The sequence below is a fragment of the Massilia hydrophila genome (assembly GCF_020208145.1).
Classification (GTDB): Bacteria; Pseudomonadota; Gammaproteobacteria; order Burkholderiales; family Burkholderiaceae_D; genus Telluria; species Telluria hydrophila.
Map to the genome: position 1 here is coordinate 428,134 of NZ_JAHYBX010000002.1, position 11,893 is coordinate 440,026.

15 protein-coding genes are annotated in these 11,893 nt (G+C 63.8%); 14 read left to right on the forward strand and 1 reads right to left on the reverse strand.

Translation table 11 applies throughout. From position 1 onward, the window contains the following. Window positions 1–7: 7 nt before the first annotated feature. From rpmD to dsbD, 12 genes are all read left to right on the forward strand, one after another. Window positions 8–187 carry a 50S ribosomal protein L30 gene (gene rpmD, locus LE190_RS09060; protein WP_027867247.1) on the forward strand — a complete coding sequence of 60 codons (180 nt, stop codon included), beginning with the start codon at window positions 8–10 and terminating at the stop codon, window positions 185–187. A 28-nt stretch (window positions 188–215) separates the two neighbouring features. Next, window positions 216–647, forward strand: a complete 432-nt coding sequence (gene rplO, locus LE190_RS09065) for a 50S ribosomal protein L15 (protein WP_027867246.1) — start codon at window positions 216–218, stop codon at window positions 645–647. A gap of 28 nt (window positions 648–675) precedes the next feature. Then, the gene (gene secY / locus LE190_RS09070; RefSeq protein ID WP_225238387.1) at window positions 676–2,010 is read left to right on the forward strand and encodes a preprotein translocase subunit SecY; all 1,335 of its coding nucleotides are present in this window, start codon (window positions 676–678) and stop codon (window positions 2,008–2,010) included. A gap of 20 nt (window positions 2,011–2,030) precedes the next feature. Then, window positions 2,031–2,249 carry a translation initiation factor IF-1 gene (gene infA / locus LE190_RS09075; RefSeq protein WP_005663428.1) on the forward strand — a complete coding sequence of 73 codons (219 nt, stop codon included), beginning with the start codon at window positions 2,031–2,033 and terminating at the stop codon, window positions 2,247–2,249. 36 nt (window positions 2,250–2,285) lie between these two features. Further along, on the forward strand, window positions 2,286–2,399 hold the full coding sequence (gene rpmJ / locus LE190_RS09080; protein WP_005663407.1) for a 50S ribosomal protein L36: 114 nt from the start codon (window positions 2,286–2,288) through the stop codon (window positions 2,397–2,399). Window positions 2,400–2,415: 16 nt separating this feature from the next. Further along, window positions 2,416–2,781 (forward strand): 30S ribosomal protein S13, encoded by a 366-nt coding sequence (gene rpsM, locus LE190_RS09085; protein ID WP_027867244.1) that lies wholly within the window; start codon window positions 2,416–2,418, stop codon window positions 2,779–2,781. A gap of 14 nt (window positions 2,782–2,795) precedes the next feature. Next, the gene (rpsK, locus tag LE190_RS09090) at window positions 2,796–3,206 is read left to right on the forward strand and encodes a 30S ribosomal protein S11 (protein ID WP_027867243.1); all 411 of its coding nucleotides are present in this window, start codon (window positions 2,796–2,798) and stop codon (window positions 3,204–3,206) included. Between the two features lie 266 nt (window positions 3,207–3,472). Then, on the forward strand, window positions 3,473–4,096 hold the full coding sequence (gene rpsD, locus LE190_RS09095) for a 30S ribosomal protein S4 (RefSeq protein WP_224946786.1): 624 nt from the start codon (window positions 3,473–3,475) through the stop codon (window positions 4,094–4,096). Window positions 4,097–4,284: 188 nt separating this feature from the next. Next, entirely contained in the window at window positions 4,285–5,262 is a 978-nt protein-coding gene (locus LE190_RS09100; protein ID WP_224946787.1) for a DNA-directed RNA polymerase subunit alpha, read from the forward strand. A gap of 120 nt (window positions 5,263–5,382) precedes the next feature. Next, window positions 5,383–5,778, forward strand: a complete 396-nt coding sequence (gene rplQ / locus LE190_RS09105) for a 50S ribosomal protein L17 (RefSeq protein WP_005663400.1) — start codon at window positions 5,383–5,385, stop codon at window positions 5,776–5,778. 208 nt (window positions 5,779–5,986) lie between these two features. Then, the gene (locus tag LE190_RS09110; protein ID WP_225238388.1) at window positions 5,987–6,880 is read left to right on the forward strand and encodes a transglutaminase-like domain-containing protein; all 894 of its coding nucleotides are present in this window, start codon (window positions 5,987–5,989) and stop codon (window positions 6,878–6,880) included. Window positions 6,881–6,997: 117 nt separating this feature from the next. Next, window positions 6,998–8,884: a protein-disulfide reductase DsbD gene (dsbD, locus tag LE190_RS09115; protein WP_225238389.1), complete on the forward strand. Its 1,887-nt coding sequence runs from the start codon at window positions 6,998–7,000 to the stop codon at window positions 8,882–8,884. 77 nt (window positions 8,885–8,961) lie between these two features. Here dsbD and LE190_RS09120 read toward each other — a convergent pair whose 3' ends face one another. After that, the gene (locus LE190_RS09120; protein WP_225238390.1) at window positions 8,962–9,522 is read right to left on the reverse strand and encodes a Spy/CpxP family protein refolding chaperone; all 561 of its coding nucleotides are present in this window, start codon (window positions 9,520–9,522) and stop codon (window positions 8,962–8,964) included. A 205-nt stretch (window positions 9,523–9,727) separates the two neighbouring features. Here LE190_RS09120 and LE190_RS09125 point away from each other — a divergent pair, with 205 nt between their 5' ends. Together LE190_RS09125 and LE190_RS09130 are read left to right on the forward strand one after the other, a co-directional pair. Next, the gene (locus LE190_RS09125) at window positions 9,728–10,456 is read left to right on the forward strand and encodes a response regulator (protein WP_225238391.1); all 729 of its coding nucleotides are present in this window, start codon (window positions 9,728–9,730) and stop codon (window positions 10,454–10,456) included. Then, the gene (locus LE190_RS09130) at window positions 10,453–11,814 is read left to right on the forward strand and encodes an ATP-binding protein (RefSeq protein ID WP_225238392.1); all 1,362 of its coding nucleotides are present in this window, start codon (window positions 10,453–10,455) and stop codon (window positions 11,812–11,814) included. Before LE190_RS09125 ends, LE190_RS09130 begins: the two co-directional genes overlap by 4 nt. The last annotated feature ends 79 nt before the right edge of the window (window positions 11,815–11,893 follow it).

An 11,893-nucleotide genomic window follows, 5' to 3' on the forward strand; every position in this document is an offset into this window, starting at 1 on the left:
AACACACATGGCAAACACTGTCAAAGTCAAGCTCGTCAAGGGCCTGATCGGTACCCGTCAGGATCACCGTGCCACCGTGCGCGGCCTGGGTCTGCGTCGTGTCAACTCGGTCTCCGAGCTGCAGGACACCCCAGCTGTGCGTGGCATGATCAACAAAGTCGCGTACCTCGTTAAAGTTGTTTCGTAAGCCCTCGGGCTTACGTACGGAGAAATCAATGGAACTCAATACCATTCAACCAGCGGACGGCGCCAAGCACGCGAAGCGTCGCGTTGGCCGCGGTATCGGCTCGGGCCTGGGCAAGACTGCCGGCCGCGGTCACAAGGGTCAGAAATCGCGTTCGGGCGGCTTCCACAAGGTCGGCTTCGAAGGCGGTCAGATGCCTCTGCAGCGTCGTCTGCCGAAGCGCGGCTTCAAGTCGCTGAACGCGACCTTCAAGGCTGAAGTGCGTCTGTCGGACCTGAACAACCTGGCTGTCGGCGAAATCGACATCCTGGTGCTCAAAGCAGCAGGCATCCTGCCGGTGGTGGCACGCGATGTGCGCGTCATCCTGTCGGGCGAGATCACCAAAGCGGTGACCCTCAAGGGCCTGAAGGCAACTGCCGGCGCGAAAGCGGCGATCGAAGCAGCTGGCGGTTCGGTCGCTTAATCGCGGCCCTGCCTGATCGGAGCAAAAATTGGCGACTAATTCACAACTTGGTAAAAGCGCCGCTTCCGGCTTCCCCTGGGGTCGGCTGTGGTTTTTGCTTGGCGCATTGGTCGTGTACCGCATCGGTGCTCACATCCCGGTCCCCGGGATTGACCCGGTGCAGCTGGCAGCGCTGTTCAAGCAGAACGAAGGCGGCATCCTGGGCATGTTCAACATGTTCTCGGGTGGCGCCCTGTCCCGCTTTACCGTGTTCGCCCTCGGCATCATGCCTTACATTTCGGCTTCGATCATCATGCAGCTTGCATCGATCGTCTCGCCGCAACTCGAGGCGCTGAAGAAAGAGGGCGAGGCCGGCCGCCGCAAGATCACCCAGTACACCCGTTACTTCACGGTGGCACTGGCGCTGTTCCAGGCGTTCGGCATCGCGGTCGCGCTCGAAGCGCAGCCTGGCCTCGTGCTCGATCCGGGCATGGGCTTCCGCTTCGTCACGGTAGTGACGCTCCTGACCGGCACCATGTTCCTCATGTGGCTGGGCGAGCAGATTACCGAGCGTGGTCTTGGCAACGGTATTTCGATCATCATTTTTGCCGGTATCGCAGCAGGTCTGCCGTCGGCTCTGGGTGGCCTGTTCACCCTGATCTCGAACGGTTCGATCAGCAGTATCTCCGCGATCATCATCGTTCTTCTGGTGGCAGCAGTGACCTACGCGGTCGTGTTCGTTGAACGCGGCCAGCGCAAGATCCTGGTCAACTACGCCAAACGCCAGGTCGGCAACAAGATCTATGGTGGCCAAAGCAGCCACCTGCCCTTGAAGCTGAACATGGCAGGCGTGATTCCTCCGATCTTCGCATCGTCGATCATCCTGTTCCCGGCGACGATCGTCGACTGGTTCACGCGCGGCAAGGACTCCAGTGGCCCGGTTATCGGGTTCCTGAAAGACCTCGCAGCGTCGATGGCACCGGGCGAGCCGATCCACGCGTTGCTGTATGCGGTGGCGATCGTGTTCTTCTGCTTCTTCTATACCGCGCTGGTATTCAACAGCAAGGAAACGGCGGATAACTTGAAGAAGAGCGGCGCGTTTGTTCCGGGCATCCGCCCGGGTGAGCAGACCGCACGCTACATCGACAAGATCCTGATGCGCCTGACCCTGGTCGGTGCGGTCTACATCACCCTGGTGTGCCTGGTGCCGGAGTTCCTGACCGCCCAGTGGAAGGTTCCCTTCTACTTCGGTGGCACGTCCCTCCTCATCGTTGTGGTGGTGACGATGGACTTCATGGCACAAGTGCAGAACTACGTCATGTCGCAGCAATACGATTCGCTGCTGCGCAAGGCGAACTTCAAGGGCGGGATTCCGTCGCGTTAAGCGGGGAAGGCATAGACCGAATGGCAAAAGACGACGTCATCCAAATGCAGGGGGAGATTCTCGAGAATCTCCCGAACGCAACATTTCGCGTGAAGCTGGAAAACGGGCACGTGGTTCTGGGACATATCTCGGGTAAAATGCGGATGAATTACATCCGCATTCTCCCGGGTGACAAGGTAACGGTGGAACTGACCCCGTACGATCTGTCCCGGGCCCGCATTGTGTTCCGCACCAAGTAAAAATCATTAAAGTAAACGAACCGAAGAGAGTGCAAAATGAAAGTTAACGCTTCAGTCAAGCGGATCTGCCGCAACTGCAAGATCATCAAGCGCAAGGGCGTGGTCCGTGTGATCTGCGTCGAGCCGCGTCACAAGCAGCGTCAAGGTTAATTTCGAGGAATAACGAATGGCACGTATTGCAGGGGTTAACATCCCAAATCATCAGCACACCGTGATCGGCCTGACGGCTATCTACGGTATTGGCCGCCCACGTTCGCAGAAGATCTGCGATTCGACCGGCATCGCTACCAACAAGAAGGTCAAGGACCTCGACGATAACGAACTCGAGAAGCTGCGTGACGAAGTTGCGAAGTTTGTCGTGGAAGGCGACCTGCGCCGCGAACTGTCCATGAACATCAAGCGTCTGATGGACCTGGGCTGCTACCGCGGCATGCGTCACCGCAAGGGCCTGCCAGTGCGCGGTCAGCGTACCCGCACCAATGCGCGTACCCGCAAGGGCCCGCGCAAGGCAGCTCAATCGCTCAAGAAATAATCTAGGAACCGACCATGGCCAAGCAACAGAGCAGCGCAGCCGCAGCAGCAGCCCGCGCACGCAAGAAAGTCAAGAAGAACGTCGCCGAGGGCATCGCCCACGTGCACGCGTCCTTCAACAACACCATCATCACGATCACCGATCGCCAGGGCAATGCCCTGTCGTGGGCAACCTCCGGCGGCGCCGGCTTCAAGGGTTCGCGCAAATCGACCCCGTTCGCAGCGCAGGTTGCTGCCGAAGCCGCAGGCAAGGTCGCTCAGGAATCGGGCGTGAAGAACCTGGAAGTGCGTATCAAGGGCCCAGGCCCGGGCCGTGAGTCGGCTGTGCGTGCACTGAACAACCTGGGCATCAAGATCACCGAAATCCAGGACGTGACCCCGGTTCCGCACAACGGCTGCCGTCCGCCGAAGCGTCGTCGTATCTAATACGATTGCGCCAGAGCGAAAGCAGGACGGTTTCACGCCGTCCTGCGTCGCGAAAAGCCAACGACGGGGCCTTGTGCCCCGTTGTGTTTTACGAGATTGGCCGGCGCAGTGCCCTGAATTGGGTTATACTGCCCGGCTCTTGTCGTCTGCCGTTTTCACGGCGGGCGTTTTTTCAAGCCACGTCCGCTCTCATGCAGAAGCGGACTAGCGCCTGCCGCATCGTTCGCGATGCCTCCGGGGCGTGATTATTATTTTAAGGATTCAACGTGGCACGTTATATCGGACCAAAAGCAAAACTGTCGCGCCGTGAAGGCACCGACCTGTTCCTGAAGAGCGCACGCCGCTCGCTCGATTCGAAGTGCAAGCTGGACGTCAAGCCAGGCCAGCACGGCGTCAAATCGGGTGCCCGCACCTCGGACTACGGCAACCAGCTGCGTGAAAAGCAGAAGGTCAAGCGCATGTACGGCGTGCTTGAGCGCCAGTTCCGCCGCTACTTCGCCGAAGCATCGCGCCGCAAGGGCAACACCGGCGAAACCCTGCTGAAGCTGCTGGAAGCCCGCCTGGACAACGTCGCCTACCGCATGGGCTTCGGCTCGACCCGCGCCGAGGCACGCCAGCTGGTGAGCCACAAGGCCTTCACCGTGAACGGCAACGTCGTGAACATCGCTTCGTACCAGGTCAAGACCGGCGACGTGATCGCTGTGCGCGAAAAGGCCAAGAAGCAAGTGCGTATCCAGGAAGCCCTGTCGCTGGCTGAACAAGTCGGCATGCCGAGCTGGGTGTCGGTCGACAGCAAGAAGATGGAAGGCACCTTCCGTTCGTTCCCGGAACGTAACGAGATCGCTGCCGACGTCAACGAAGCGCTGATCGTCGAACTGTACTCGCGTTAATGGATCGCGGCGCCCTGGCGCCGCCGTCCTTACCGGCAGGAAGCCGGCGGCGCGCCGCCGCTTCCTGCCGGTAGAACCCCGAATCCGAGTCGTACCCGCCTGCTTGCCGCGAACGGCAAGTGGGCTTTTCTACTAATGCCATCAGCCTTATCGGTGTAACGAGCCGAGGGTATTGAAAAGGACATTTCATGCAAAACAGTCTGTTGAAACCACGTATCATCGACGTCGAAACCCTCGGCGCCGGCCACGCCAAAGTCGTGATGGAGCCGTTCGAACGTGGTTATGGCCACACCCTGGGCAACGCGCTGCGCCGCGTGCTGCTGTCGTCCATGACCGGCTACGCGCCGACCGAAGTGACGATCGCCGGTGTCGTGCACGAGTACTCGTCGCTGGATGGCGTGCAGGAAGACGTCGTCGACCTGCTGCTGAACCTGAAGGGCGTGGTGTTCAAGGTCCACAACCGCGATGCCGTGACCCTGACCCTGAAGAAGGAAGGCGAAGGCGCCGTGCTGGCTTCGGACATCGACCTGCCGCATGACGTGGAACTGATCAACCCGGATCACGTGATCGCTCACCTGACCGCCGGCGGCAAGCTGGACATGCAGATCAAGGTCGAGAAGGGCCGTGGCTACGTTCCTGGTAACGTGCGCCGCCTGTCGGAAGACACCAACAAGACCATCGGCCGCATCATCCTGGACGCTTCGTTCTCGCCGGTGCGCCGCGTGTCCTACGCCGTGGAATCGGCCCGTGTCGAACAGCGTACCGACCTGGACAAGCTGATCATCAACATCGAGACCAACGGCGTCATCACCCCGGAAGAAGCGATCCGCCAGTCGGCACGCGTGCTGGTCGACCAGCTGAACGTATTCGCCGCCCTGGAAGGCACCGAAGCCGCCGCCGAAGCACCGTCGCGTGCTCCGCTGGTCGATCCGATCCTGCTGCGTCCGGTGGACGACCTGGAACTGACCGTCCGTTCGGCGAACTGCCTGAAGGCCGAGAACATCTACTACATCGGCGACCTGATCCAGCGTTCGGAAAACGAACTGCTCAAGACGCCGAACCTGGGCCGCAAGTCGCTCAACGAAATCAAGGAAGTCCTGGCTTCGCGCGGCCTGACCCTGGGCATGAAGCTCGAGAACTGGCCGCCGGCTGGTCTCGAAAAGTAATTGTTGTACCTGCCCGGATAATGTTGTCCGGGCAGTTTTAAACCCCTAGAACCGGTCCGCGGACATGCGCAAGCATGAACGATCGAAGAACTGGACATTAAACACTCGAAAGGAAGTACCATGCGTCACCGTCACGGCCTCCGTAAACTGAACCGTACCTCGTCCCACCGCCTGGCAATGCTGCGCAACATGACCGTCTCGCTGCTGCGTCATGAAGCCATCAAGACCACCGTGCCGAAAGCCAAGGAACTGCGTCGCGTCATCGAGCCGATCCTGACCCTGGGCAAGACCGACACCCTGGCCAACAAGCGCCTGGCATTCGCCCGCCTGCGCGACCGCGAAATGGTGCAGAAGCTGTTCGCCGAACTCGGCCCGCGTTACGCCAACCGCAACGGCGGCTACCTGCGCATCCTGAAAATGGGTTTCCGCGTGGGCGACAATGCGCCGATGGCCTACGTCGAACTGCTGGACCGTCCGGAAGTCACCTCGGCTGAAGAAGCACCGACCGCCGAGTAATCGCTTCTGGCGACGACTGAAAAAAACCAGGCTTCGTGCCTGGTTTTTTTTCGTCCGCGTGGTGCGCGGCCGGGGCGCCTCTGCAAAAGGTGTAGCTGACCCGGCAATATTTTCATGCGATAGTCGGCAGTGCTGACAAGCAACGTTTTCGGCTGACTTGCCCGCATCCCGCGTCAGCGCTTGTTCTCACGAAGCACATCCGGTATCCATGAAAAAACTCATCTTTCTGCTGTTACTTGCCATGCAGCCCCTGCATGGCCATGCCCAATCGCATCGCGCCCATCTCGCGGAAAAGATCGACATCGCAAACCTCGACCTCAAGATGCTGGGCGAGCAGATCACCGCCAGCGACCAGACCGATTACCAGAAAGCCGTCACGCTGCTCGACTGGGTCAGCAACCGCCTCGAATGGAAGGCAACCGACTACCAGCGCCGCAGCGTCAAGGAAATCCTGGAGCGGGGCGGTGGCAACTGCTACGACCTGGCGCTCGTGTATGTCGAGATCGTCAAGGCCCTGGGCATCAAGACCCGTTCGATCGCCGAAATCAACCTGGCCACCCCGAACGCCGAACGCCAGCAGCAGGCCGGCCAGATGGTCAGGGAAAAGGGCGCGCGCTATTCCCTGTTCGGCGCCCGCCACAACGACCATCGCTGGCTGGAGGTGTATGACGAGACTTCAAGCAGCTGGCTGCCCGTCGATCCGACCATGGGCGTGATCGGGATCGACCAGTGGGTGATGGCGCGGCTCGGCTTCGGACAGCGCAAGAGCATCGACCCCGTGATTTCCGGGCAGATGATCGCGCCCTTCGCGATCTTTGTCGCAGGCGATGGCAAGCACCTGATGACGGAAGACCGTTCCATGTTCTACCTGGTCGAACAGTTCGACCGGGTGCATGGCGGGCGCCTGGCGGCGCTGCCTTCCTGGAGCAGGTGGGTCGCTGCGATCCGGCTGCTTGCCGGGAGCGCCCGTCATGCCTTCGAGGGCAAGGAAAACCTGCACGAGCAGTCGCGCCAGATCGAAGAGCTCGATGCGATCTACCGCGCCCTGAAGAACGAATACCAGGACGCGCAACAGCCGCGCGCGGCCGGCACCCGGGCCTGAGGCGGTCCGCCAGCCATCGCGGCGGCACCAGAAGGGCGCTACCATTTTCGGGCTGTAACAGACAGCTTGGCCGTACCGGTGTACCATTCCCGCCGGCACCAAACTTCGTCCTACACCATGATCCTGACCAACGTCCGCCGCCTGTGGCAGGCCTGCCTCCTGTTCCTCACCGCTTTTGCAATGCTGCAAGCCGGCCCGCTGCGTGCGGCCGAGCAGGACTTCCTCGACCCGGCCATCGCTTTCCGCTTCAGCGCACGCATGGCCGATCCGCAGACGGTCGAGCTGCGCTACCAGATCGCCGACGGCTACTACATGTATCGCGAGCGCTTCGCCTTCCGCGCGCAGGGCGCGAAGCTGGGCGCGGCCGAGATCCCGACAGGCACGGTAAAGTTCGACGAGACCTTCGGCAAGGAGGTCGAGACCCACAAGGGCGAGCTCCTGATCCGCATCCCGGTCGAGGGCGCCGGTCCGTTCACCCTGAGCGCCAGCAGCCAGGGCTGCGCCGATGCCGGCCTGTGCTATCCGCCGCAGGAGCACAGCGCGCAGCTGACGAGCGGCACCGGTGCGGGCGCAGTGCCCGCCCTGCCGACCGGCGTGAATGCGGCCCAGCTTCCGGATGCGCCGCTCGGCACCGCAGCGGCGCTGGACATGGCGCCGCCCATGCCTGCGCAGGCGCCGGCAGCAGGAGCGGCACCAGCCGGGGTGGCAGCCATGGCGGCGGCGCCCGCTGCCGGCCCGGCCCCGCAGTCAGACCTGGCCGGCATCGCCGGGATCCTGGCCGGCGGGCGCCTGCTGGCGATCGTTCCCGCTTTCGTCCTGCTCGGCCTGGGCCTGGCCTTCACGCCCTGCGTGCTGCCGATGGTGCCGATCCTGTCCTCGATCATCGTGGGCGAGGGCAGGCAGGCGGGGCGTGCGCGCGGCTTCCTGCTGTCGGCCACCTATTCCCTCGGCATGGCCATCGTGTACACGGCGCTGGGCGTGGCCGCCGGCCTGGCCGGCGAAGGCCTGGCCGCGGCCCTGCAGAACCCCTGGGTGCTGGGCGCCTTCGGCCTGCTGATCGTGGCGATGGCCCTGTCGATGTTCGGTGTCTATGAACTGCAGCTGCCGGCTGCGCTGCAGACGCGCCTGGCGCAGGCGTCCGGCCGCCAGTCCGGTGGCAAGCTGGCCGGCGTATTCGCGATGGGCGCGATCTCGGCCCTGATCGTCGGTCCCTGCGTGGCTGCGCCGCTGGCCGGCGCCCTGGTCTACATCAGCCAGACCCGCGACGTGGTGATCGGCGGCGCGGCCCTGTTCGCGATGGCGGTCGGGATGAGCATCCCGCTGCTGCTGGTCGGGGTCTCGGCCGGTGCGCTGCTGCCGCGCGCGGGTGCCTGGATGGAGTCGGTGAAGCGCCTGTTCGGCGTCCTGATGCTGGCCATGGCCCTGTGGCTGGTGTCGCCGGTACTGCCGTCCCTGGTGCAAATGCTGGGCTGGTCGGCGCTGCTGCTCGGCTACGGGGCCTATCTGCTGCGCCGCCACCGGCACTGGGGCGCACTGGCGGCGGGCGCCGCGTTCGCGCTGCTGGGCGGTGTGCAGCTGGTGGGGGCGGCCACGGGCGGGCGCGATGCGCTGGCGCCGCTGGCGCACCTGACCGGCGAGGCGCACGGGGGGCTGGCATTCAAGCGCATCAAGACGGTGCAGGACCTGGACCGGGAGCTGGCGAATGCCGGTGGCCAGACCGTGATGCTCGATTTTTATGCGGACTGGTGCGTGTCCTGCAAGGAGATGGAAAAGCTGACCTTCGTCGATCCGGCGGTGCAGGCGAAGCTGGCGAATACGATCCTGCTGCAGGTCGATGTCACCGCCAACGATGCCGCGGACAAGGCGATGCTGAAGCGCTTCGGGCTGTTCGGGCCGCCAGGAATCATCCTGTTCGGGGCGGACGGGAAAGAGATCGTGGATAGCCGGGTGATCGGCTACCAGGATCCGGGGAAGTTCTTGCGTTCACTGGCTAAGCTGCCGTGAGCTGAACGCGTGGGCGAGGGACTCGCCCACCCTACGAGAAAACGCCCTTGCGGGCGTTTTTTGCATTCCGGGGCCGCTTAGCCGCGCATCATCTTGCCGTGGCCGCCATGGTGACGGCCACCGCGGCGCTGCTGCTGCTCGTCGAACAGCTTGCGCTGTTCCGGCGTGAGGGCTGCGTACAGGCTGTTCAGGGCCGACAGGCGCGCTTCCATGCGGGCGGTACGCTGCTTCTGCAGGGCGATGCGGCGTTCCAGGCGCTGCGGGGCACTAAGGGCGGCGCGCTGTTCCCTGGTCAGGCGCTGGCCGGCGCGTTCACCCTGCTGCGGCGTGGTGCTGGCGACAAACGCCTGCCATACCGGCTGCTGGGCCGGCGTCAGTTTCAGCGACTCGGCCAGCTTTGCCTGGCGCGCGGCGCGCTGCTCGAGGCGCTTGGCGCGGAACTCGGCCATCTTCGCCTGGCGCTGCTCGGGGGTGAGCTTGAGGAATTCGGCGCGCATGGCCTGGCGCTGCTCCTTAATGACGGCATGGCCCTGGCGGCCGTCAAGCGGGGCAGTGGTCTGGGCCTGCACGCCGAGCGATGCGCCGGCGATGCCGAAGGCGGCCAGGGCGATCACGATGTGTTTGTGGACGGTGTTCATTGTGTATTCCTTTAGTGAGAAGTCGGCTTGGTGTGCACTTTGCATCCGGACTGCTCGCTGCACGGTTCCCATCATCGCGCCCAAGTGTAACCACGGGATTTCCCCTGCCAGACACTTTGTATCAATATGTTTCGCCCCTATCGGCATATACAAGCCGATACAAAACCGTTGTCCAAGCCTGCAATAGATGCGGATAATTGAGGCTATGGACAATCCCTCTACGATTTTGATCGTCGACGACGACCGCGACATCCGTTCCCTGCTCGCCGATTACCTGGAATCGAACGGCTACCGCACCATCGCGGCCGCCGACGGCACCGGCATGTGGAAGGCGCTCGACGACGCGCGTCCCGACCTGATCGTGCTCGACCTGAACATGCCGGGCGACGACGGCCTGACCCTGTGCCGCAAGCTGCGCGCCACCTCGAGCCTGCCGGTGATCATGCTGACCGCCCGCAACGAGCCGCTCGACCGCATCCTCGGCCTCGAGATGGGCGCCGACGACTACCTGCCGAAACCCTTCGAGCCGCGCGAGCTGCTGGCGCGCATCCGCAGCGTACTGCGCCGCTCGCACGCGATGCCGTCCAATGCGCCGACGGAGAACGTGCAGCAGATGCGCTTCTCGGGCTGGACCCTGGACCTGACCGCGCGCCACCTGGTCAACCCGCAGGGCGTGGTCATCATGCTCTCGGGCGCCGAGTTCCGGCTGCTGCGCGTGTTCCTCGAACATCCGAACCGCGTGCTCAACCGCGACCAGCTGCTCAATCTCACCCAGGGCCGCGACGCCGATCCATTCGACCGCTCGATCGACATCCAGATCTCGCGCCTGCGCCAGAAGCTGGGCGAGGACGCGCGCATGCCGCAGATCATCAAGACCGTGCGCAACGGCGGCTACGTGCTGGCCGGCCAGGTGACCGTGGAGCCGCCTGCGTGAAAGCTTTTTTCGGATCGATGACCGGGCGCGTGTTCGTCACGCTGCTGCTCGGTATCCTGATCTCTGCGACACTGACCCAGCTGGCCGCCGACCTGGAACGCCAGCGCGTCATCGAACAGCAGCGCGACCAGCACCTCCTCGAACGGGCCGAGCAACTCGTGATGGCGACCGAGATCGTGCCGACCTCGGCGCGCTCGGTCTACCTGTCGGTGGCCAATCGCCCCGGCCTGCGCCTGGAAGTCGGTACGCCGCAGCCACTGGCCCACGGGCAAAGCTGGTTCGCGCGCTCGCTGGCGGCGCGCCTCGGTGACGGCTACCGCATCAGCTCGGCGTCCGGCCGCCCCGCTTCCTGCGACATGCCGCACCAGCAGACCGTCCTGTATGGCCTGATCCGCACCCAGTGGAAGGGCGCCTGCGAAACCCTGAACGTGCGCCTGCGCGACGGCGAGGAGCTGCGCCTGTCGGTGCTGCCGCCGCGCTCGGTCTTCACCGGTCCGGAAACCGACTATCGCACCACCATCGGCCTGTTCCTGCTCAGCATCGCGGCCCTGGCCTATGTGGTGGCGCGCATGACCACGCGGCCGTTGAAGGTGCTGGCGCGCGCCGCCCAGGACCTGGGCCAGGACATCAACCGCCCTCCGCTCGAGCTGAATGGCGCCAGCGAGATCCGCCAGGCCAGCGCGGCCTTCAATGCGATGCAGGCGCGCATCCGCCAGTACATCCTGCAGCGCACCCAGATGCTGGCGGCAATCACCCACGACCTGCAGACGCCGCTGACCCGCATGCGCCTGCGCCTGGAAAAGGTGGCCGATACCGAACTGCAGGAACGCCTGATCGGCGACCTGTCGGCGATGCAGGAAATGGTGCGCGAAGGCCTGGTGCTGGCGCGCAGCATGGACACCACCGAGAACATGCAGATGCTGGACCTCGATTCGCTGCTGGAAGCCGTGTGCGCCGACGCGGTCGATGCCGGCCAGCAGGTGGACCTGAAAGGGCGCGCCGGCATCGCCCTGCTGGGCCGTCCGCTCGACCTGCGCCGCTGCCTCGGCAACCTGATCGACAACGCGGTGAAGTATGGCCGCGAAGCGCGGGTCTGCGTCGAACGCATCAACGGCGCGGCGCGCGTGCGCATCCGCGACAGCGGCCCGGGTATTCCGCTCGGCGAGCAGGCACGGGTATTCGATCCGTTCTACCGGATCGAGACGTCGCGCTCGCGCGAATCGGGCGGCACGGGCCTCGGCCTGACCATCGCGCGCAACATCGCCGAACAGCACGGCGGCAGCATCGCGCTGGCCAACCACCCCGACGGCGGCCTGGAAGTGACGCTGGTCCTGCCGGAGTACTATCCGAACAAGTAAAACGCCGACTACAAGTCATGAACCCTGGTGTGCGAGAATGCAGCGCCGCAATCGCGGGCCTGCCGCGCGCCGGATAACA